The following is a 20,702-nucleotide window of genomic DNA, read 5'->3' as shown; positions in this document are numbered from 1 at the left end:
CGGCCGGGAGGGCGGCCTCGAGGCGGCGATGATCGTGCAGCTCGGCAAGGCGTCCGTCACGTGGACGCGCGCGGACCTCGAGGCGAAGCTCGCCGGCCACGCGCGCGTGCTCATCGACGTCGGCACCGGCGACGGGCGCTTCGTGTACCGCTCGGCCGGCGCCCACCCGGACACGTACTGCATCGGCGTGGACCCCGCGGGCGAGCGGATGCGCGAGGTGTCGTGGCGCGCCAGCCGCAAGCCCGCCCGCGGCGGCCGGCCGAACGCGCTCTTCGTGGTCGCGTCGGTGCAGGCGCTGCCCGAGGAGCTCGCCGGGCTCGCCCACACCCTGACCCTGAACTTCCCGTGGGCGTCGCTGCTCTCGGCCCTGGTGCTCCCGGAGGCGCCCGTGCTCGAGGCGCTGCGCCGGCTCGTCCGGCCGGGCGGGGAGCTCATCGCGCTGCTCAACCAGAGCGTCTTCGACGACCGGCCCTACGCGGCCCGGCTCGGCCTCCCCGAGCTCTCGGACGCGTGGATCGACGACGCGCTGCGCCCCGCCTACCGCACCGCGGGGTTCGAGATCCGGGCGAGCGAGATCGTGGACGGGGAGGTCCCGCACCAGACGAGCTGGGGGCAGCACCTCACGCTCGCGTCGGGCCGGCGGACGCGGCTGCTCACGGCCGAGGCTATCGGCTGAGGGGCGACGGCCGCGGCGGAGGCGGCGCGCCGTGCGTCGGCCGGTCGACGGGGGCTGCCGGGCTACGCCGACGGGGCCCCGGCCGGCTCGACGCGGACCGGGACGCCGTTCAGCGCGGCGGTGCCCGAGAGCGCGTCGATCGCGCGGTCGTCCGTGAGATCGTTGACGCTCTCGCCGGCGTGCCGCCGCGCCGTCTCGAGCCGGACGCCGTCGCGGCCGTGGCCCCAGCCGTGCGGGGCGCTGACGACGCCGGGCATCACCTCGTCGGTCAGCTCGACCTCGAGGTCGATGCTCCCGACCCGCGAGCGCACCCGGACCTGCTGCCCGGTCGCGATGCCGCGGCGGGCGGCGTCCTCCGGGTGCATGAGCAGCGTGCACCGGTTCCTGCCCTTCACCAGGCGACGGCTGTTGTGCAGCCACGAGTTGTTGCTCCGGAGCTGGCGCCTCCCGATGAGCTGGAGGTCGTACCCCGCCTCGCCCCGCTGCCCCGGCTCGCCCGCCTCCCCCGCCCCGCGCTCCTCGTGGCCGGGCCCCCCGCGCTCCTCGCGGTCGAGCGCCGCGCGCGCCCGCTCGAGATCGGCGACGAGGACCTCCGGCGCGAGCTCGATGCGCCCGGACCGCGTGAACAGCCGCTCGGGCAGGCACGGCACGAGCGGCCCGAGATCCACGCCGTGCGCCTCGCGCTCGAGCCTCCGCAGCGAGAGGCCGCCCGACAGCGGGCGCACGCCGGCGCCATAAGGCCCGAAGCGGAGCGCGGCGTCGAGCAGCCGCGTCGGCGGGAGCACCCGCGACAGGAGGCGCGCCGCGCGGCCGGCGAGCGGCGCCGCGGGCCCGGGCGCCGCGAGGCGCGCCCCGAGCTCGACGAGGATCTGCCAGTCGTGGCGCGCGTCGTCCGCCGGGGCGAACAGCGCGGGGGCGTACTTGGCGGTGTTCCGGACCGCGAGCGCGTGGAACGCGAGGTCGTAGTGGTCGCGCTCCAGGGGGCCGGTCGGCGGCAGGATCACGTGGGCGTGCCGGGTCGTCTCGTTGATGTAGAAGTCGATGCTGGCCATGAAATCGAGGCCGGCCAGCGCTCGATCCAGCGTCCGGCCGTTCGGCGTCGACAGCACCGGGTTGCCCGCCATCGTGAGGAGCGCGCGGACCTGCCCCGGGCCCTCCGTGAGGATCTCCTCGGCGAGCGCGGCGGCGGGGTACTCCCCGGCGAACGCGGGCAGCTGCCGCACGCGGCTGCGGCTCCGGCCGAACTCGCCGCGCTGGCCGAGCAGGTCCTGCATCGCGACGACGTCGACGGCCGGCCGGGCGAACATCGCCCCGCCGGGGCGATCGAGGTTGCCGGTGACGAGGTTGAGCACCGCGATGAGCCACGTGGTGAGCGCGCCGAACTCCTGGAGGCAGGCGCCGATCCGGCCGTAGCAGACGGCCGGGCGCGCCGCGGCGAAGGCGCGCGCGAGCTCGCGGATCTGCGCCGCGGGGATGCCGACCTTCGGGGCGACGCGCTCGGGCGTGAAGTCGCGGACGAGCCGCTCGATGTCGGCGACGCCGTTCATGAAATCGCCGAGCCGGCCCGGCGCGACGAGGCGCTCGGCGAAGAGGGTCGAGAGCAGCCCGAGCATCAGGAAGACGTCGGTCCCGGGGCGGATGAAGTGGTGGCGATCGGCGATCTCGGCGGTCTCGGTGCGCCGCGGGTCGACGACGACGATCGTGCCGCCGCGCGCGCGGATCGCCTTGAGCCGCCGCGGCATGCCGGGCGCCGACATGAGGCTGCCGTTCGAGACGACCGGGTTGGCCCCGACGATGAGCAGGAACGAGGTGCGGTCGATGTCGGGCACGGGGACGAGCATCTGGTGCCCGAAGAGCAGGGTGGAGACGAGGTGGTGCGGCAGCTGGTCGACCGAGTTCGAGGAGAAGCAGCTCCGCGTCCGCAACGCCTGCAGGAACGGGGTGAGGTAGAGGAGCGACGCGTAGTTGTGCGTCCTTGGATTGCCCAGGTAGACCGCGACGGCGTCCCTGCCGTGGCGCCGCTGGACGTCGCGGAGCCGCCCGGCGACCTCGTCGAGGGCGTCGTCCCACGAGATGCGCTGGAAGCCGGAGGCGGTGCGCCGGACCGGAGCCCGGAGGCGATCCGCGTCCTCGTGCAGGTCCTGGAGCGCGAGCGCCTTCGGGCAGATGTACCCTCGGCTGAACGGGTCGCGCTCGTCGCCGCGGATCGAGGTGATCCGGTCGCCGTCGACCTCGATGTCGATCCCGCACATCGCCTCGCAGATGTTGCAGGTGCGGTGGTGCGTGCGCGCGGTCCCGTGGCTCGGCATGGGGCGCGAGGGTATCAGCGCCCGGCGCGGCCCGCGAGCGACGGAGCTCGAGCTGCGCGGGGCGGCGCGGCGCGCGGCGGGGCGAGGCTCGCGCCGGGGCGCGCTCGGGCGACGGCGATCGCTCGCGGCGTCAACCTCGGGTTGACGCTGTGTACAGACGCGCGTGACGGCGAAGGGCGCGGCGCTGGACGGAGGGGCACCGCCGCGCGCGCTTGGCGAGAGGCGCGGCGCTGTCGTAGATCTGCGGCGCGCGCTGGCGAGGTTGCGTGTGGCCCGCGCGTTGCTCGCGTTGCTGAGGCGTGGAGACGACCATGACCGACCGCTATGCCATCATCGGTAACCCGATCGCCCAGGCCAAGTCGCCGGCGCTGCAGACCGCCTTCGCCAAGCAGTGCGGGCAGGACATGGAGTACGGCGCGATCCTCGGCGAGCTGGACGGCTTCGCCGCCGCCGTGCGCGAGTTCCAGGGGAGCGGGGGCAAGGGCATGAACATCACCATGCCCTTCAAGCTCGAGGCCTTCGCGCTGGCCGACGAGCTGACGCCGCGCGGCCGTGCGGCCGGGGCGATCAACATGTTCACCTTCCGGGGCGACGGCACCATCCTCGGCGACAACACCGACGGCGTCGGCATCCTGCGCGACATCACGTACAACCTCGGCCGCGGGCTCATGGGCGCGCGCGTGCTGCTCCTCGGCGCGGGGGGCGCGGTGCGCGGCGCCTTGCTGCCGCTCTTCGAGGAGCGGCCGGCCGAGATCTTCATCGCCAACCGCACCGCCAGCAAGGCGGTGGAGCTCGCCGCCGAGTTCGGCGCGCAGGCGGGCGCCGCCCGGCTCGCCGGCGGCGGCTTCGCCGATATCGTCGGGCGGTTCGACGTGGTCATCAACGGCTCGGCCTCGTCGATGACCAACGAGGTGCCGCCGCTGCCCGACGGCGTGTGGGACGAGAGCTCGCTGGCGTACGACATGGCTTACAAGAAGGAGTCGACCGCGTTCGTGCGGGCGGCGCGCGCGGCCGGCGTGAGGCAGACGGCCGACGGCCTCGGCATGGTGGTCGAGCAGGGCGCCGAGTGCTTCACCCTGTGGCGCGGCGTGCGGCCCGACACCGCGCCGGTGATCGCCGCGCTGCGGGGGGCCTGAGCGGAGGTCGTCTTCCCGGGGGGGCGCTCCGCCGTGCGCAACCTGGGTTGGGTTGCTCCAACCTGGGTCGGTTCCCCCAACCTGGGTCGGTTCCCCCAACCTGGGTCGGTTCCCTCAACCTGGGTCGGTTCCCTCAACCTGGGTCGGTTCCCTCAACCTGGGTCGGTTCCCTCAACCTGGGTCGGTTCCCTCAACCTGGGTCGGTTCCCTCAACCTGGGTCGGTCGCCCCAACCTGGGTCGGTCGCCCCAACCTGGGTCGGTCGCCCCAACCTGGGTCGGGTTGCCGGTGCCGCCCTGGCGCGTCCTGGCACAGAACGCTCACTATACAGCCGCGTAAGTGCCGGAAATCGCACGATTCGAACGCGGCACGCTGCATGCACCTTGGCACGCCCGGCCGCGTCCGACGTGGGCACGTGAGGCCCCGGCGGCCAAGGAGACCCCATGCGCATCCGTTTCCGCTTCGCTTTCATGGTGGGAAGCCTTCTGGCTCTGGCGGCGTGCTCGGGCGGCGCGAGCTCAAGCGACCCGAGCTCGGACGAAGGCGGCGACGGCGAGATCCCGGGCGCCGGCGCCGGCGCTGACGTCGGCGCTTCCGGCTCGGCCGCTGCGGGCGGTGTGTCGGATGGGGGCGACTTCTCCGGCGGCTCCAGCGGCACCGGCGCAGGCGTCGGCGCCGGCGGCGGCACTGGCGTCGGCCCCGGCGCCGGCGGCGGCGGCGGCGGCGCTGGCGGCACCGGCGGCGCTGGCGGCACCGGCGGCGGCAGCGCCGAGCCTGGCACGCTCACCGCGGGCGTCTGGGACGACAACCGCAACTTCGACTTCTTCCTCTCGTACCGGAGCACGCTCTACGCGCAGCAGCTCCCGGGCTTCTTGCCCTTCACCGAGGCCGACCACCAGGCCGCCAACAGCCTCTTCGCGACGCCTCCCGGACCGAAGGAGACGCTCGACGTCTCGCTCATCATCGACACGACCGGCAGCATGGGCGACGAGATCACGTATCTCCAGACGGAGTTCATCGCCCTCTCGGAATCCATCTTCGCCAAGTACCCGAACGCCGCGCAGCGCTGGTCGCTCGTCGTTTATAAAGACACCGAGGACGACTACATCGTTCGGTGGTTCGACTTCCGCGACGATCCCGACGAGTTCCAGGCGAAGCTCGCCGCGCAGGCGGCCGGCGGCGGCGGCGACTTCCCCGAGGCGCCCGACATGGCGCTGTCCAAGGCGGCCGACCTCGCCTGGCGCACCGGCAACGACACCGCGCGCCTCGCCTTCTGGGTGGCGGACGCGCCCCACCACGACGCCAACGCGGGCGCCATGGCAGAGGGGATACGCGCCCTCAAGGACCTCGGCGTGCATGTCTATCCCGTCGCGTCGAGCGGCGTGGATGAGCTCACCGAGATCACCATGCGCTCAGCCGCGCAATTGACGGGCGGCCGATACCTCTTCCTGACGGACGACTCCGGGGTCGGCGGTGCCCACAAGGAGCCGACGATCCCCTGCTACTACGTGACCAAGCTCGATCGCGCGATCCTGCGCATGGTCGACATCGAGCTCTCCGGCGTCCACCGCGAGCCGGTGCCGTCCGAGATCCTCCGCACGGGCGGCGATCCCGAGGACGGCGCGTGCGCGCTCTCGTCCGGCAGCGAGGTGCTCGCGTACTGAGCCGGAGGCCGCGCGTCGCTCGCACGCATCATCCCGCCGCCGCCGCCGCTCGCGGCGCGGCGCGGCGCGGCGGCGCGCTACGGCGACGATGCGCCGTCGAGCGGCAGCTCCATGACCACCTCCGTCCCGTCCATGCGACCGTTGGGGCGGAAGCCCAGGCTGCGGTAGAACCCCTCGGGGCTGCCCGGGCCCGGCACGTACGACAGCAGCAGCGACGAGAAGCGCCCCAGGCGCCGCACGTGCTCGATCACCTGCAGCATCGCCGCCCGGCCGACGCCGCGCCGCTGGAAGCGCTGGTCGACCATGAAGCGCCACACGCCGATCTCGGGCCTCTCCGGCGGCGGGGACGCCATCGACTGGTCTTCCAGCATGACGAAGCCGGCGGGCTCGTCGCCACAGTAGATGGCGCGGTACCAGGCCTCGGGCGCGAAATGCGCCTGGGCGAGCGAGACCGCGTTGCTCGCGACGAAGCCCTTCTGGCCCTCGGCCACGGAGAGCTCGAGGATGGCGCCGAGGTTATCGCGGGTGATCTCGCGCAGGGTAACGGGCGGCGTGGCGTCAGGCATGGCGTCTCCCGGAAGAAGCGAGGCGCCGGCTCGGCTCAGCGCTCGTCGCGCGGCAGGGTACCACGGGGCTCACGAGGGGCGGATCGGCTCCGCGAGCCAGCGAACCAGCGCCTCGGCCTCGAGATCGAGCAGGGCGTCCTCGACCTCGCCCGGACCGAGCGCGCGGGCTCGCTCGACGATCGAGCGCTCCTCCTCGGCCGTCGGTCGTCGCCCGATCCGCCGCGCGAAGAGGCGGCCGAGCAGCTCGGCGATCGCCTTCTCCTCGCCGCGCTCCTCCCCTCGACGCTCTCCTCGCTCCACGCCGCGCTCCTCTCCTCGACGCTCGGCCTCGAGGATCATCTCCCCGATGATCGGCGTGCGACGGAGCAGCCCCTCTTCCTCGTCCTCGACCATCATGATGAGCTCCTTCAGCAGATTATGCCGCCAGGGATCGATCGTCGCCATCACCAGGAGCGCCGTGTAGAGCTCGGCCCGCTCCTCCGCGGTCTTCGCGCCCGCGTGGATCTCCGCGACGACCTCCCGCAGCGCCGCCGCGGTCGCGTTGCGTGCAAGCGGGGCGAACACCAGCCAGAGCACGCTGCCGCGCGCCCGCAGCTCGGCGACCGTGCGCTGGTAGACGGCGTCGATCCGGAAGCGCGCGCCGCTGAACGGTCGCCCCGGCCAGGCGATGCGGCGCTCCGCGGCCTTCGGCAAGCGCCGCCTGCGCCCCGAGAGGACCACGGCGACGCTCTCGATCGGCGGCACCGGCTCGCCGGGGGCTTCGAGACGGAGCGCGGCGAAGAGGAAGCCGAGGTACTCGAAGATGCGATCCGGAACGTCGCCCCGGAGCGCGAAGCAGAACTCGACATGTAACACCCGCGGCTCGCCGCCGACCCGAAGGCGAAGGGCCTTGTCGAGGCGGCGCTCGATGTTCGTGACCTGGCTGTCGAGCCAACCGAGGACCTCGATGGATCCCTCGGGGACCAGGGCGCGCACCAGGTCCTCGGGGCGCCGTCGGGCGAGGTGGCGCAACGTGATGTCGGCGTCTCCCATGCGCGGCGCCCATGGCAGAAGGCGTACCAGCCGCTCGGACGGCTGAAATCAGGGGCTTCCGGGGTCAGGCGCGACGCCGGCCGGGTGGCGGCGCCATGGCGGATGGCGGCCTCTCGAACGGCGCCGCGAGGAGCCCCCCAGACCCGACAACTCCTGGAATACCCCCACCGAGCGGTGTCGTTGTTGCGGGCGCCCGATGAACCCGCGAACACCGACTCTCCTTCTGGCCGCCGCCCTCCTCGCCGCGGCCTGCTCACCCCCCTCCAGGCAACCCGCGCCGGACGAGCGGAATGCCGGAGCCGAGGAGACCGCGACGCCGCCGCCGTCTCCCCCCCAAGCGCCGTCCACGACGCCGCCGTCCGCGAAGCGCCGCGCGGCCCTGCGCGCCGGCGGCGCGCTCGTGCGCGCGCCCCAGGGCGACGCGCTCTACCTGGCCGACGAGGACCACCGCGTCGTCCGCCGCATCCCGCTGCCCGTGGACGTGAGCACACCGCCCGTCGCGATCGCCATGCCAGGGCGCCCCGCGCAGGTCCTCGCGCTCGACGACCGCGTGCTCGTCACGATCCGAGACCCCGGGCTGCTGCTCGTCATGCGCCCGGATCCGACCGCAGGCCTCGCGGAGGTCGCGCGCGTGCCGCTGCCGGCCGACGCCTGGGGGCTGGCCATCACACCGGACGAGCGCACCGCCATCGTCACCAGCGCCTGGACCGCCAAGGTCTCCGCCGTGGATCTCGCGACCGCCTCGACATCATGGTCGATCGACGTCGCGCGCGAGCCCCGCGGCGTCGTGGTCCGCGAGGACGGCGCGGCCGCGTACGTCACGCACCTCACGTCCGCGGCCCTCACCCGGATCGAGCTGCGCTCTCCGCCCAAGGCGCGCTCGATCGCGCTCCCCCCGTCGCCGTACCGCGCCCCTCCGGACGAGCCGCGCGCCGCTTCGCTCGGATACGCGGCCGCGCTCTCCCCGGACGGCCGCCGCCTGTTCGTCGCGCGCCACGCGCTCGGCGCGATCGGCGAGCTCTCGTGGTTCGGCGCCGCCACGGTCGACGCCCTGCAGACGGGCAACGACGAGCCCCTCGCGCCCCGCCGCCGCGAGGGCGCCCCGAGCCGGATCGCGCGGGATTTCGAGCTCGACATCGCCGGCGACCCGGAGCTCGAGGCGCCGAAGACCGAGCTCGCCCCGTTCGTCCAGCCGCGCGCCCTCGTGGTCCGCGAGAGCACCCGCACGCTGCTCGTCGCCAGCGAGGGCACCGACGCCCTGGTGGAGCTCGACGCGCTCTCGATCGATCCGGCGCTCCGGCCCCTCGCCACCTACCGGCTCGGCAGCTCGCCGGCGACCGTCGCCGCGGCGCCGGGATCCGTGGACGCCCTCTCGCGCGACGTCGGCGCCGCGACCCTGTGCGGCGCGCCGAGCGGCGTCGCCCTCTCCGGGGACGAGTCCGTGGCGTGGGTGTACTGCCGCTCGACCGACACGCTCGCCATCGTCCGCCTCGACGAGCACAGGGCGGGCGCGCGCTACGAGCCGGGGCCCGTGCCGTTCATCCGGCTGGCCGAGCCTCCGGTCCTGGAGCACGCCGCCGTCGGCCGGAGGCTCTTCTACAACGCGACCGACTGGCTCACGAGCGGCGGGCTCGGGTGCGCCGGGTGCCACCCCGACGGGCGCGACGACGGCCACGTGTGGCACGAGGTCAGCGGCGGCGACTTCGCCAATTTCTTCGGATCCGCCGACAACCGGCCGATGGAAGGGCTCGCCGGCGGCGTGGCGCGACAGACACCCATGCTCGCGGGGCGCGTCTCGGCCGTGGGCCCTTATGGCTGGAACGCACAGAGCGAGAGCCTGGCCGCGCGCATCCTGGAGGGCTTCGGCCTGCATCGATGGGGGACGGGCGGCGCCAAGGACGGCGCGCTCGGGCTGCGCGCGACCTACCTCGCCAGCTTCCTGCGCGAGGGCCTCGCGCCCCCGCCGCGGGAGGATCGGCCGCTCACGCCGCAGGAGAAGCACGGATTCGCGCTCTTCACGAGCGAGGCGGCCCAGTGCTCCCGCTGCCATGTGCCCGAGACCGAGTACACCGACCGGATGGGCTACCCGATGCCGCGCTTCGTCGCCCAGCCGGGGTTTTACAGGGAGAAGAAGGACCAGGTGTTCAAGACGCCATCGCTGCGCTTCGTCGCCGGGACGGCGCCCTATTACCACGACGGCTCCGCGAGGACGCTCGAGGAGCTCGTCGAGAACAACGAGGATCGCATGGGCCGCACAAGCCACATGTCGAAGAAGGACAAGGCGGCGCTCGTCGCCTTCTTGAGGACGTTATGAAGAAGCTCCTTTGGATCGGGACAGTCCTGCTCGGCGCGCTCGCGCCGGCGCAAGCCGCAGAGCCGCAGAGCGCTCAGACCGCGGCGCCGCCCGGCGCCGTGGCCGCCGCGCCGGACGGCGCCGCGGCCGGACCTCGGGCAGAGACGGGGGCAGCCCTCCCGGACGGGGGAGAGGGCGCGCCGGACGGGGGGGACGGCGCGGCGGCGCCCGAGGCGCGCGCGCTGGAAGAGGCGCCGCCCGCGCCCGAGCGGACGCCGCGGCCCGCGATGGCGGAGTGGGACGACGCCGAGCCGGTGCGGCTCGCGAGGGACAAGAGCGGCGCCGCGTGCAAGGCGCGGATGCGGCGCGAGTGGCTGCGCATCGACTGCACGGCGCCCTCGCTGGCCGCCGTGAGGACGCTCGGAGCGAGCGCCGGCGAGGCGTGGTTCCGGCTGGACCAGAAGAACAGCGAGGAGCTCGCGAGCGGCGTCTCCGTGGTCTTCCCCGTCCGGCGCGGCGACCGGAGGGTGATCGAGATCCTCACGGGCGTGTGGGCGTACCGCGGCCAGCTCGGGATCTCGACCAGCTTCGTGATCTCCGAGCAATGGCTCGACGGCGACGCCGGGCCGCTCGTCAGCGTGCTGTGAGCCCGACGCGGGCCGCGGAGAGCGATCGCGCTCGGACCGGCTTGCCCGGGCGCGCGCGGCGTGCCTTGATCGGGCGCGTGACGACGGGGATCTTCGAGGCGCGTGGGTTGCGTTTCCGGCTCGATCGCGAGGGGGCCGAGGTGAGCGGGGGGCCGGCGCGCCCGGTCCAGGCCAGGATCGAGCCCGACGAGGCAGGCCTCGGCGGCGACGAGCCGCTGGCCGAGCTGCTCGGCCGCCGCCTGTCGGCGCTGCTCGGCGCGCCGGTGAGCGACGAGGAAGGGATCTTCGACCTGGCGGTCGAGCGCGATGGCGCCGTGGTCGCGGCCGTGCAGCTCTCGTGCGGCGAGGACGACGAGGACGTGCTCGAGCTGCTCGGCGAGCGGGCGCCCTCGCTGCCGGTTCGCGCGCTGGTGGAGGCCCTGGTCGAAGCGCTGCGCGGCCCGGGGTGATCGCGCAGCGCCGCTGAGGCCGGATCGCCCGGCCGCAGGCCCCGGGGGCGGTCGAGGCGGCCCCCTTCGCGAGCGCCGCTACGACGCCCCTGCGCCGTGCGCCGCCTCCCGCTCGGTCACCCGGCGGACGGTCTGCGCCGTGGTCTTGTCGTCCTCGCGCTGCGCGATGTCCGACAGGCTGATGATGCCGACCAGCCGTCCGTCAGCGTCCGTGCACAGGACGCGCGACTTGTGGTGCTGCCCCATCAGCTGCTCGGCGCGGTGCACCTCGTCGTCGGGCCGGCACGCGACCACCGCGCGGGTCATGACGTCGCCCGCCTTCGTGCTCAGCGGGCGGCTGTCGGCCAGCACCCGGATGGCGAGATCGCGGTCCGTGAGCGTGCCGAGCACCTTCCCCTCGTCGTCGCACACAGGAAGGAAGCCGACGTTCGCGTCGCGCATCTTGCGCGCGGCCGTCTGGATCGTGTCCGAGGTCATGACGCACTGGATCTCCCTCTTCATGATCTCCTTGCACAGCATGGTTTCCTCCTTCGGCTCCGTTTGCAGCGCTCGGTTGCGTCACCGCGCACACCCGGACCTTAGGAGACCGGCGCCGGCAGGGGATGGAGCAGCGGGATGAATGCGGCGTCAGGCACCGCTTGACGGGGCGGCCGGCTCGGGCGAGCGCCCTGGACCACGCGGCGGCAGCGCCGCGCGCCGCGCCGAGAGGCATACTGGGACGCGAGGCACCATGTCGGAGCGGATCACGAGGGCGGTCATCCGCCGGGCGCAGCCCACGGACGCAGCGACCATCGCGCGCGTCGAGATCGACTCCTGGAGGGCGGCTTACCTCGGCCTCGTTCCGGCGGCCGACCTCAACGCCCTCTCCGTGCGGGCGCGCGAGGCGAGCTGGCAGCGGATCCTGTTCCACGGCGCCGCGACCGGCACGCGGGCCTGGGTGCTCTGCGCCGACGACGCCGCGCTCGGCTTCGCGAGCGCCGGACCGACGCGCGACGACGACGACGATCCCCGCGCGGTGGGCGAGCTCTACACGATCTACCTCCTGCCCGCCGCGTGGGGCCGCGGCCTCGGCGCCGCGCTGCTCGACACCGCGCAGGCCGACCTCGCGCGGCGCCGCCACCGGACCATGACGATCTGGGTCCTCGAGGGGAACACCCGCGCGCGCCGCTTCTACGAGCTCTCCGGCTTCACCCGCGACGGGGCGCGACGGGGCGCGCGCGTCGGCGCGGGCAGCCTGCCGGAGGTCCGCTACCGGCGCGCGCTGTAACGCCCGCTGCCAGCGCGGACGCGGCAGCCGACGGGGTTCGGCTCGCCTCACGCGTCGCTGTCGGGCACGCAGATCCCGCCGCCGCAATCGGCGGTGCAGATCCACACGCCGCGCGCCGTGTCGCATCCACACGCCGAGGGCGTGCAGCCCTCTTCGACGCAGGTCTGCCCCGCGGGGCAGCCGTGGGTCTTGCAACCGGCGGGGCTCGGGTCGCGACACTCGGTCTCGTCGGGCTCGTCGGGCACGCACGTCCCGCCGCCGCAATCGTCGGTGCAGACCCACGATCCGGTCGCTGGGTCGCATCCGCACCTCGACGGCGTGCAGCCCTCGTCGACGCAGGTCTGCCCCGCGGGGCAGCCCTGGGTCTTGCAGCCGACGGGGTTCGGGCCGCCGCACGCGGGCTCGTCGGCCACGCACGTCCCACCGCCGCAGTCGTCGGTGCAGATCCACGATCCTGTCGCTGGGTCGCATTCGCAGCTCGACGGCGTGCACCCCTCGTCGACGCAGCTCTGCCCCGCGGGACAGCCCTGCGTCCTGCAGCCGGCGGGGTTCGGGCCGCGACACGCGGGCTCGTCGGCCACGCACGTCCCGCCGCCGCAGTCGTCGGTGCAGTACCATGATCCGGTCGCTGGGTCGCATCCGCAGCTCGACGGCGTGCAGCCCTCGTCGACGCAGCTCTGCCCCGCGGGACAGCCCTGCGTCCTGCAGCCGGCCGGGTTCGGGCCGCGGCACTCGGCGCCAGCGCCGCCCGAAGAGCTCGAGCCGGTGCCTGCGCCGCCCGAAGAGCTCGAGCCGGTGCCTGCGCCGCCCGAAGAGCTCGAGCCGGTGCCTGCGCCGGAGCTGCTGGAGCCGCCGCCGTCGCCTCCTAGGCCGCTGCCGAGAGAAGATATCCCGCACGCAGCGACGAGCAGCGAGAGCACCGAGGAGCAACAGAGTGTGGATACGGTGTTCAAGAGCCTCATCACAAAGCCTCCTGCCGGTTCAATCTACGGGTTCGCCCCTCAGGATCACGGTTTCTTCGCGCGCGCCGATGCCGGCGGCCGACTCGACGCGATCGGCGTGCGGGCTGCCGGGGTGCGCTTCGAGGAAGCGCCGCGCCGCCGCTCGCGCGCCCGCACGATCTCCCTTGCTCGCCAGCGCCTCGACGCGGATCGCCGCGGCCTCGTCGGCGAGCTGCGCGCCGGCGAACTCGCGCGCGTGGCGATCCGGCAGCGCGAGGGCGGCCGCCGGATCGCCGCGCCGCAGCGCGCGCCGCGCGGTGTCGAGCAACGCCAGCTCGGAGGCCAGCGTCGACGTGTTCCGTTCGGGCGCGCGCGGGCTGCTCGCGGCCGGCGCGGCTTTCGCCAGCGCGGCTCGACCCGGGGCGGCTGGACCCGGGGCGGCTGGCCCGGACAGGGGCGGGCCCTCGTCGGCGCGCTCCTCCGCGACGTGCCGGCGGCCTCCGCCGCGCCGGCCGCGCGCGCCGCGCCGGCGGCCTCCGCCGCCCCGCCGACGGTCGCCGCCCCGCCGGCGGTCGCCGCCCCGCCGACGGTCGCCGCCCCGCCGGGCGCCGGAACCTCGGTAGAGCGCGGCTCAGCGGCCGGCGGCTGGGGATCGAGCGACGCGGTGGGGTCGACCCGGAGGGCCGTGATGAGCGCCAGGGCCGCGACGACCTCCGCGCACGTGACGCCGCCGACCTCGCGGACGCGCGCCCCCTCCCCCGCGCCGAGGGTGATCCGGCCGCGGGTAGCGCCCGCGCTCCCGGTGATGCGCACGCGCACCTCGAGCGCCGCTTCGTCCGGCGCGGCGGCGCGCGCGCGGCTCGTGCGCGCGGTCAGCTCGCGCAGGAACACCTCGGGGCTGGGACAGCCCTCGTGCGCCTCGTAGGTGATGCGCAGGGGCTGCTCCTCCGCCCGCGCGTCCGACCCGGCCAGGGCACCGGCGAGCACGGCGACGGCCACGAGACGGCGCGGGTGGAGCACGGCGCTCCCGGAACATCGCACGGCGGCGCAGCGTACACGAGCCGCCGTGCGTGGCTGCGCCGATCACACGCCGCCACGAACGCCGCGCCGCCGCGCGAGGACGACGGCTCCCCAAAGCGGCGACGAGGCGGACGAGGGTCGTGGCAGGCGCCCCGTCGAGCGGGCCGTGACGGATACCCGCGCTTCGCCAAGGTGCCGCGGAACAGCGCGCGGGACACACCTTGCCACATCGCGCCGCTTTTTCTACCGTGATGTGGGACTGCCCTACCAGCTCCACCAAAGCTTGATTTTTCCCACCGGCGCGAGGGAGTCGGGCATGGCGCACAACTTTCACGACATCAACGGCTGGCTCATCGTCGGCATCGAGGGTCACAGCGGCTTTCACATCTTCCCGCCCGCGCCGATGTGGTTCTGGAAGCTGACGCTTCTCCACCCGTTCACGCTGGGGGACAGGCAGCACCCGACGGTGCTGTTCAACGGCGTCCCGTCGGTCACGCACCAGCATGAGCCGGTGTTCCTGTGGCCTCACCTCGGGATCATCCCCGATCCGCTCGACGCCCTGACGCCGCTCCACATCCTCTTCGGCTCTCACAAGTGCTGGCTGCCGCGGGGAGCCGTCGAGATCTGCGGCGAGAAGGCGACGTGTTGCGTGATCGGCGGCCCGGTGTCGCTCAACGCGGATTGCTGGGAGTACGGCAAGTGGCCCACGTCGCTCGTGCTGAACCCGGGGACGGTGCAGACGACGCCGACGTTCAGCGATTTCGCGCAAGGGGCGCTGACGCTGGCGATCGATCTGGTCCTGGATCTCGCCTTCGAGGTCGTGGCGAGGGCCGGCGGCGCGCTCCTCGCGAAGTTCGCGGGCGACCTGGTGAGGCCCCTGTTCCGGAAGGGCGATGATGTCGTCGGCGACGGGCTCCGCGCGGCGACCAAGAACGCCGACGAGGCGGGCCAGGAAGCGGCCGAGAAGGGCGCCAAGGGCCTCGCCGACCAGGGCGCCTCCGCGCCGCCGCGGAGCAAGTGCGCCGAGGCCGGCCATCCGGTGGACGTGACCTCGGGGCGCGTCGTCGACTCCAGGATAGATCTCTCGCTCCCCGGCGCCATCGAGCTCTCCTGGGAGCGCCATTACTCCTCGGCGCGGGCCCTCGAACGGACGTCGCTCGGCCGCGGCGGGTGGGTCCACAGCTTCGAGCAGCACGTCGAGCGCGGCGAGCAGCGGATCACGCTCCGCGACCAGGAGGGGCGCGACGTCTACTTCAGGGCGGTGAAGCCGGGCGAGCGCGCCTTCCACCGTGGAGACCGCCTCACCCTGACCGCGCTCCCGGACGGCGCCTTCGCCGTTTACGATCACGAAAGCCGCCTGACCCGGCGCTTCGCGCCGGCCGAGCCCCAGGGGCCGGCGCTCCTGCGATCGATCGAGGACGCGTATGGCAACGCCATCGCGCTGGAGTACAGCGGGGCGAGGCTCCGCCGAGTGATCGACACCGCGGGCCGGGAGGTGCGGGTCAAGCTGACCCACGGCGGCCGCATCGCGCGCCTTGAGGTGTGGGCGGGCGACAGCCTCGAGCAATGGGTCGATTACGGCTATACCGCCATGGGCGAGCTCGCGAGCGCGACCGACGCGCTCGGGTACGCGGACCGCTACGCGTACGACGAGGACCACCGGATGGTGAAGACCACGCTGAAGAACGGCGTGAGCTTCCATTATGAGTACGATCCCGAGACCGGCTGGTGCAGGAGGACCTGGGGCGACGGCGGGATCCATGCGGTCGAGATCGTGCCCGATCTCGAGCGTCGCATCACGCGGCTGAGCGGCAATGACGAGCCGCGGATCCTCCACTGGAACGAGGACGGCCTGGTCGTGCGCGAGGAGACGCCGGACGGGATCCTGATCCGGACGTGCGCGTACGACGCGGACCTCTACCTCCTCGCCGAGGCGAACGGGGCGGGCGAGACGATCCGGTACGAGTACGACGCGCGCGGGAACAAGATCCGGGAGATCGACCGCGCCGGGAACGTGATCACGTGGGATCACGAGGACGACCTGCCGGTCGCTCGCGTCGAGTCGGAGGGACGGGTGGTGGAGCGTTACGGGTACGACGAGCGCGGCCGCCTGCGCGAGATCGTCTATCCCTCCGGGCTGAGGTACGTCTTGACGTGCGACGAGCGCGGCCGGGTCCGCGCGATCCACGGCGAGCAGGGCCTCCTCGCATCCTTCGCGTTCGACGCGCGACACAACGTCGTCCAGCAGGTCGACGCGCGCGGCGCCAGGACGGAGTACGCCTATGACGCCATGGGGCGCCCCGTCGCGCGGACCGACGCGCTCGGCCGGCGCAGCGCGGTCGAGTACGACCGGCTCGGGCGCCTGCTCGCCCTCCGCCGCCCGGACGGCACCGTCGAGCGCTGGGAGTACGGCCCGCTCGAGCGGCCGATCCGGTCCACCGACGCCATGGGGTATCGCCACGAGATGGAGTACGGCGGCACCGGCGTGCTCACGAAGGTGACCGAGCCGGGCGGGGGCACGTGGAGCTTCGCGTACACGGCGCGAGAGCGGCTGCGGCGGGTCAGGAACCCGCGCGGCGAGCGCTACGAGTTCACCTACGACACGGCGGGGCGGATCGCGACGGAGACGTCCTTCGATGGGCGCGAGCTCGCCTACGCGTACTCGCGCGCCGGGCGGCTCGCCCGGATCGACTATCCAGACAGCACCTTCCGCGCGTTCTCGCACGACCCGCTCGGCAACATCGTGCGCGACGACTCGCCGGACGTGACCGCGGTCTTCCACCGCGATCCGAAGGGCAGGCTGCTCGGCGCGGTGAGCGAGCAGGGAGGCCAGCGGGTCGTCACCGTCTTCGAGCGGGACGCGCTGGGGCGGATCATCGCCGAGACGCAGGGCGCCCGCCGCATCCGGTACGGGTACAACCCGCGCGGCAGGCGGACCGAGCGGATCATGCCGGACGGCGCGACCACGCGGTACGAGTACGACGCGGCGTACAGCCTGACGGGCGTGCAGCACGACGGGTATCGGCTCGACATCCGCCTCGACCGCCTCGGGCGCGAGGTCGCGCGGCACGCCCCGGGACAGGTGACGATCCAGAGCGAGCGCGACGCGCTGGACAGGCTGATCGAGAGGACGGTCAGCGTCGGCCCCCCGGGCGGCGCGCTGTCCTCGGTCCTGGCCCAGCGATCCTGGCGCTACGACGAGAACGGGGTTGTCGAGCGGCTGGACGACCGCCGGTGGGGCGCGACCGCGTTCGCGCACGACGCGATGGGCCAGCTCGTCGCCGCGCAGCGGGGCGCCCGGCGCGAGGTCTTCGATTACGACGTCGCTGGCTCCCTGAGGAGGATGCTGGAGCGCTTCGAGCCGACGCCGCAGGCGGAGCCGGCGGAGCAGGAGCCCTGGCAGATCGCCCCGGGCAACCGCCTGGTCCACACGGAGCGCGCGACGTACAGCCATGACCGGCGGGGCCGCCGCGTCCTCAAGCGCTCGGCGCGCAGCGGAGCGGACGGGCAGCCCGACGACACGACGGCGTACGTGTGGGACTGCCGCGATCAGCTGCGGGAGGTGAGGCTCCCGTCGGGCGCCAGGGTCGCGTTCACCTACGACGCCTTCGGGCGCCGGATCCGCAAGGAGGTGTTCGACGACGGCACGGACCTGCGCGAGGTCGTCGAGTTCGTCTGGGATGGCGACATGCTCGCGGCCGACATCCACGGCCAGCGCGGGACACGGACCTTCGTCCACGCCCCCGGGACGTTCCTGCCGCTGCTCCAGGCCGAGCAGGGGGAGGTGTTCTGTTACGTCACCGACCACGTGGGCACGCCGAGGGAGCTCATCGACGCCGCTGGCCGGGTGGCGTGGTCCGGCGCCTACTCGGCCTGGGGCGAGCTGCGGGAGACGTTCGTGGACGGCGAGCGCGCGGCGCAAGGCCGGACGGTGGAGCCGCCGTTCCGCCTGCTCGGGCAGTACGAGGACGAGGAGTCCGGCCTGCGCTACACGCGGTACCGCTACTTCGATCCGGAGGTGGCGCGGTGGTGCAGCCCGGATCCGCTGGGGATCTACGGCGGCAACGACCTGTACGGGTTCGGCGGAGCGCCCACGTGGTCCGTCGATCCGTTCGGGCTCAGCCACGATATCGACGTGAGGATCACGCTCGCGGACGGCACCGAGATCCCGGAGTTCCGCGTCGGCAACGTCCCCGGGAACCGGCTCCTGGACAGCGAGGTCATGCTCGTCCAGCAGCTCACCGGGCGCACGGATCTGGCGGGCTCCACGATCCGGATCTTCGGCGAGTGGCACTCCTGCGCGAACTGCGTCAACGCGATGGACAACTTCAGGCAGCTGCCCGAGAACCAGGGTATGGCCATCCAGTACACCGGCCTCGGGGCGGGCAGGGGCGGCCAGGGCATGCCGGTAACGCTCTACCTGGGCCCGGATCCGGTGCCTCCCAACATGCTGGGGAGGGACGATTACAACGCCGAGCGCGACCGCAGGCAGCGGGCGGCGAGGCGGCGAGGCGGATGTGGTTGAGCTCGAGGGTCTCGACGCCGTCGACTGGGGAGCCCTCGAGACGCCCTGCGGGCCCGGCGACGTCATCCCGGAGATCCTGCACGATCTGGCCTCTCCGGACGCCGACGTGCGCGAAGACGCCTGGCTCGATCTCCTCGAGCGCCTGGTGCACCAGGGGACCTTGTGGCCGGCCTCGCTCGCGGTCGTCCCGTTCGTGATCCAGCTGCTGGCGGCCCCCGAGGTCCCGGACCGACACCGGCTGCTGCTGCTCGTGCGGGAGCTCCTCTCGCCGGAGGGCGACCTCGGGACGCCCGCGCGCGAGCGCTCTCCGCTCGCCGACGCGGTCGGCGAGGCCGCGCGCGCCGGGGCCCCGGTCTACGTGCGGCACGCGCTCCACGGCGATCCGCAGCTCCGGGCCAGCGCGGCCTGCGTGCTCGCCGCCCTCCCCGGGCCGACCCTCGAGCACCGCGAGGCCGTCGAGCGCGCCGTCGAGGCGGCGGGGGAAGGCGTCCACAGGGCGAGCGCCGTCGTGGCCCTGGGGCTGATCGGCCGGCGGCTCGGGACCACGGTCGACGCGCCGCGCTTCGAGGCTCTCCTGCGCTCCCGGGATCCGCTGGTGCGCGGGAGCGCCGGCATCGCGCTCGCGCACGTGGCGCCGCGGGACATGCCGCGCGCGGCGCTCGAGGCGATCGGCGACGCCGCGGCGCTCGGCCCGCTCGCCCGGTGGGATTTCCCGTGGGGCGACGGGCACGTCGGCGCGTACGCGGCGCGGGTGCTGGGCCGGCTCGGCGAGGCGCGGCCGGCGGAGGCGCTCTGCGTCCTGCGCGCCGCCGTGGAGCGCCGGCTCGCCGCAGGGCAGCGGCTCTTGCCGCGCGTCCGCGGCGAGCGCGTCGAGCCGCCCGCGCCGCACCGCGAGTCGCTGGCCGCCCTGCTCACCGCGCTGTTCGACGTCGCGTTCCGACAGTACGAGGGGCGCGAGCACGACGAGGTGCTGCCCGAGGAGCTCTCGGCGCCGCAGCGCGCGACCCTCGAGCTCCTGGTCGCCGAGGGGGCGCTCCAGGCGCTCGCGCGGGAAGCGTCCTCGATGCTGGCCCGGCGGGGGCTATGGCTGCCGCAGGACGGCGCGCGGTTCCTCGGGCTGTCGCCGCCGGGGCCGCTCGACGCGCGGCTGACGATGCGGGTCGACGGCTCGCCCCGCGACTGGCCGACCTGGAAGTGGCTCCGGGCGCTCCGCCGCGGGCAGGTGGACGAGGCGGCGCTGCTGGAGGCGCTCCACGGCCAGCGCTCTCCGGAGCAGATCTTCCGGCTCTGCCTCGACATCGTCTCGGGCGCCTATGCTCCCCTCGCCTTCCCCACCTTGCTCGCGGACCGTGGTCCCGGGCTGTTGCTGCGGCTCGTCGAGCCGGTGCGCCGCGCGCTGACGGCGTGCCTGCGCGAGCGCGCCGAGCACCTGCTGGAGATCGGGCGGTCCTCCAGCCCGAACGCGCAGGAGTGCCTCCTCGTGATGCTCCCGATGCTGCGCACGCTGCGCGAGCGCGGCGAGGAGGTCGACCCCCGGTACGATCCGCTGATCGCGAGGTCGCTCTCGCCCGCGGTCCTCGATCTCGGCCGGGAGATGCTCGGCCTGCTCCCCCGGGATCGCAGGGAGCCTCTCGAGCGCGCGCTCGCGCGGATCCAGGGCGGCTAGGCGAAGCGCACGACGATGCTGCTGTAGCCGCCCCGCGGGTCGTGCTCGGAGGTGACCTTGCCCCAGGGATACTCGTACGGCGGCGCGCCGAGCATCGACTCCAGCCACGCGTCGTGGTTCGCCTTGCGCTCGGCCTCCTCCTTCTCGGACCAGTCGTTCCAGAAGGCCTTCGACTCCGCGCCCACCTCGAAGAGCTCGACCGACGCGAGCTTGCCGCTGAAGAAGTGCAGCGTGATCCGGAAGGTGCGGAAGCCGATGCGCTGGCGCGCCGTCCGGTAACCGCTCCGCGGATGCGCCTGGCTCAGGGCGTTGGCCGTCCGCGCGAGCGGCGACGACAAAAACTGCGCTTCCGAGTACGAGGGGCCGATGCGGAGCCCGGACGCGAGCTCGATCTCGCCTGTCTGCCGATGGATCATCCAATCCTCCGACCGCTCGCGGCAGCATACACCACAGCTCCCGGCCCCGTGTGGCCCGCCGTGCCACCCCGGCGACCGGACTCGGCCGTTCCTCGA

The 20,702-nt window shown here is 73.8% G+C and carries 17 protein-coding genes; 10 read left to right on the top strand and 7 right to left on the bottom strand.

The genetic code is table 11. From position 1 onward, the window contains the following. Positions 1-28 precede the first annotated feature (28 nt). Positions 29-676: a class I SAM-dependent methyltransferase gene (locus WME98_RS38130; protein ID WP_437946622.1), complete on the top strand. Its 648-nt coding sequence runs from the start codon at positions 29-31 to the stop codon at positions 674-676. 62 nt (positions 677-738) lie between these two features. On the opposite strand, the gene WME98_RS38125 is transcribed toward WME98_RS38130, so the two are convergent. Continuing rightward, complete coding sequence (locus WME98_RS38125) at positions 739-2,985, bottom strand: molybdopterin oxidoreductase family protein (protein WP_437946621.1); 2,247 nt, start codon at positions 2,983-2,985, stop codon at positions 739-741. A gap of 311 nt (positions 2,986-3,296) precedes the next feature. On the opposite strand from WME98_RS38125, the gene aroE reads away from it, so the two are divergent. Both aroE and WME98_RS38115 read left to right on the top strand, forming a co-directional pair. Beyond that, the gene (gene aroE, locus WME98_RS38120; protein ID WP_437946620.1) at positions 3,297-4,121 is read left to right on the top strand and encodes a shikimate dehydrogenase; all 825 of its coding nucleotides are present in this window, start codon (positions 3,297-3,299) and stop codon (positions 4,119-4,121) included. A 442-nt stretch (positions 4,122-4,563) separates the two neighbouring features. Then, complete coding sequence (locus tag WME98_RS38115; RefSeq protein ID WP_437946618.1) at positions 4,564-5,784, top strand: vWA domain-containing protein; 1,221 nt, start codon at positions 4,564-4,566, stop codon at positions 5,782-5,784. 77 nt (positions 5,785-5,861) lie between these two features. On the opposite strand, the gene WME98_RS38110 is transcribed toward WME98_RS38115, so the two are convergent. After that, entirely contained in the window at positions 5,862-6,350 is a 489-nt protein-coding gene (locus tag WME98_RS38110) for an N-acetyltransferase family protein (protein ID WP_437946617.1), read from the bottom strand. Between the two features lie 69 nt (positions 6,351-6,419). Next, positions 6,420-7,382 carry a hypothetical protein gene (locus WME98_RS38105; protein WP_437946616.1) on the bottom strand — a complete coding sequence of 321 codons (963 nt, stop codon included), beginning with the start codon at positions 7,380-7,382 and terminating at the stop codon, positions 6,420-6,422. A gap of 196 nt (positions 7,383-7,578) precedes the next feature. On the opposite strand from WME98_RS38105, the gene WME98_RS38100 reads away from it, so the two are divergent. The 3 genes from WME98_RS38100 (at position 7,579) to WME98_RS38090 (ending at position 10,771) form a co-directional block, all read left to right on the top strand. Continuing rightward, a complete protein-coding gene (locus WME98_RS38100) occupies positions 7,579-9,696 on the top strand; it encodes a hypothetical protein (protein ID WP_437946615.1) in 2,118 nt (705 codons plus the stop codon). Beyond that, positions 9,693-10,322, top strand: a complete 630-nt coding sequence (locus tag WME98_RS38095) for a hypothetical protein (RefSeq protein ID WP_437946614.1) — start codon at positions 9,693-9,695, stop codon at positions 10,320-10,322. Before WME98_RS38100 ends, WME98_RS38095 begins: the two co-directional genes overlap by 4 nt. Positions 10,323-10,399: 77 nt before the next feature. Continuing rightward, positions 10,400-10,771 (top strand): hypothetical protein, encoded by a 372-nt coding sequence (locus tag WME98_RS38090; RefSeq protein ID WP_437946613.1) that lies wholly within the window; start codon positions 10,400-10,402, stop codon positions 10,769-10,771. A 78-nt stretch (positions 10,772-10,849) separates the two neighbouring features. Here WME98_RS38090 and WME98_RS38085 read toward each other — a convergent pair whose 3' ends face one another. Then, positions 10,850-11,290: a CBS domain-containing protein gene (locus WME98_RS38085; protein ID WP_437946612.1), complete on the bottom strand. Its 441-nt coding sequence runs from the start codon at positions 11,288-11,290 to the stop codon at positions 10,850-10,852. Between the two features lie 211 nt (positions 11,291-11,501). On the opposite strand from WME98_RS38085, the gene WME98_RS38080 reads away from it, so the two are divergent. Continuing rightward, on the top strand, positions 11,502-12,038 hold the full coding sequence (locus WME98_RS38080) for an N-acetyltransferase family protein (protein WP_437946611.1): 537 nt from the start codon (positions 11,502-11,504) through the stop codon (positions 12,036-12,038). 47 nt (positions 12,039-12,085) lie between these two features. Here WME98_RS38080 and WME98_RS38075 read toward each other — a convergent pair whose 3' ends face one another. Together WME98_RS38075 and WME98_RS38070 are read right to left on the bottom strand one after the other, a co-directional pair. Continuing rightward, a complete protein-coding gene (locus WME98_RS38075) occupies positions 12,086-13,000 on the bottom strand; it encodes a hypothetical protein (protein ID WP_437946609.1) in 915 nt (304 codons plus the stop codon). Positions 13,001-13,019: 19 nt separating this feature from the next. Next, positions 13,020-13,307, bottom strand: coding sequence for a hypothetical protein (locus WME98_RS38070; RefSeq protein WP_437946607.1), 288 nt, complete (start codon positions 13,305-13,307; stop codon positions 13,020-13,022). Between the two features lie 159 nt (positions 13,308-13,466). Here WME98_RS38070 and WME98_RS38065 point away from each other — a divergent pair, with 159 nt between their 5' ends. The 3 genes from WME98_RS38065 (at position 13,467) to WME98_RS38055 (ending at position 20,190) form a co-directional block, all read left to right on the top strand. Further along, complete coding sequence (locus tag WME98_RS38065; RefSeq protein WP_437946606.1) at positions 13,467-13,904, top strand: hypothetical protein; 438 nt, start codon at positions 13,467-13,469, stop codon at positions 13,902-13,904. A gap of 411 nt (positions 13,905-14,315) precedes the next feature. Next, positions 14,316-18,524, top strand: a complete 4,209-nt coding sequence (locus WME98_RS38060) for a DUF6531 domain-containing protein (RefSeq protein ID WP_437946605.1) — start codon at positions 14,316-14,318, stop codon at positions 18,522-18,524. Further along, entirely contained in the window at positions 18,517-20,190 is a 1,674-nt protein-coding gene (locus WME98_RS38055) for a hypothetical protein (RefSeq protein WP_437946604.1), read from the top strand. The genes WME98_RS38060 and WME98_RS38055 overlap by 8 nt, the downstream gene beginning before the upstream one ends. Here WME98_RS38055 and WME98_RS38050 read toward each other — a convergent pair. Continuing rightward, on the bottom strand, positions 20,187-20,606 hold the full coding sequence (locus WME98_RS38050) for a hypothetical protein (RefSeq protein ID WP_437337477.1): 420 nt from the start codon (positions 20,604-20,606) through the stop codon (positions 20,187-20,189). The genes WME98_RS38055 and WME98_RS38050 overlap by 4 nt on opposite strands. Between the last annotated feature and the right edge of the window lie 96 nt (positions 20,607-20,702).

The organism is Sorangium sp. So ce296, assembly GCF_051529605.1.
GTDB lineage: Bacteria > Myxococcota_A > Polyangia > Polyangiales > Polyangiaceae > Sorangium > Sorangium cellulosum_D.
Note: the sequence above shows the minus strand (reverse complement) of the source record. Positions and strands in the feature narration are given on the sequence as shown.

What these genes read in the sequence shown, in the direction of transcription:
- WME98_RS38130 (WP_437946622.1), top strand. Translation starts at nt 29, where the DNA reads ATGATCGTGCAGCTCGGCAAGGCGTCCGTCACGTGGACGCGCGCGGAC.
- WME98_RS38125 (WP_437946621.1), bottom strand. Translation starts at nt 2,985, where the DNA reads ATGCCGAGCCACGGGACCGCGCGCACGCACCACCGCACCTGCAACATC.
- aroE (WP_437946620.1), top strand. Translation starts at nt 3,297, where the DNA reads ATGACCGACCGCTATGCCATCATCGGTAACCCGATCGCCCAGGCCAAG.
- WME98_RS38115 (WP_437946618.1), top strand. Translation starts at nt 4,564, where the DNA reads ATGCGCATCCGTTTCCGCTTCGCTTTCATGGTGGGAAGCCTTCTGGCT.
- WME98_RS38110 (WP_437946617.1), bottom strand. Translation starts at nt 6,350, where the DNA reads ATGCCTGACGCCACGCCGCCCGTTACCCTGCGCGAGATCACCCGCGAT.
- WME98_RS38105 (WP_437946616.1), bottom strand. Translation starts at nt 7,382, where the DNA reads ATGGGAGACGCCGACATCACGTTGCGCCACCTCGCCCGACGGCGCCCC.
- WME98_RS38100 (WP_437946615.1), top strand. Translation starts at nt 7,579, where the DNA reads ATGAACCCGCGAACACCGACTCTCCTTCTGGCCGCCGCCCTCCTCGCC.
- WME98_RS38095 (WP_437946614.1), top strand. Translation starts at nt 9,693, where the DNA reads ATGAAGAAGCTCCTTTGGATCGGGACAGTCCTGCTCGGCGCGCTCGCG.
- WME98_RS38085 (WP_437946612.1), bottom strand. Translation starts at nt 11,290, where the DNA reads ATGCTGTGCAAGGAGATCATGAAGAGGGAGATCCAGTGCGTCATGACC.
- WME98_RS38080 (WP_437946611.1), top strand. Translation starts at nt 11,502, where the DNA reads ATGTCGGAGCGGATCACGAGGGCGGTCATCCGCCGGGCGCAGCCCACG.
- WME98_RS38075 (WP_437946609.1), bottom strand. Translation starts at nt 13,000, where the DNA reads ATGAGGCTCTTGAACACCGTATCCACACTCTGTTGCTCCTCGGTGCTC.
- WME98_RS38060 (WP_437946605.1), top strand. Translation starts at nt 14,316, where the DNA reads ATGGCGCACAACTTTCACGACATCAACGGCTGGCTCATCGTCGGCATC.
- WME98_RS38050 (WP_437337477.1), bottom strand. Translation starts at nt 20,606, where the DNA reads ATGATCCATCGGCAGACAGGCGAGATCGAGCTCGCGTCCGGGCTCCGC.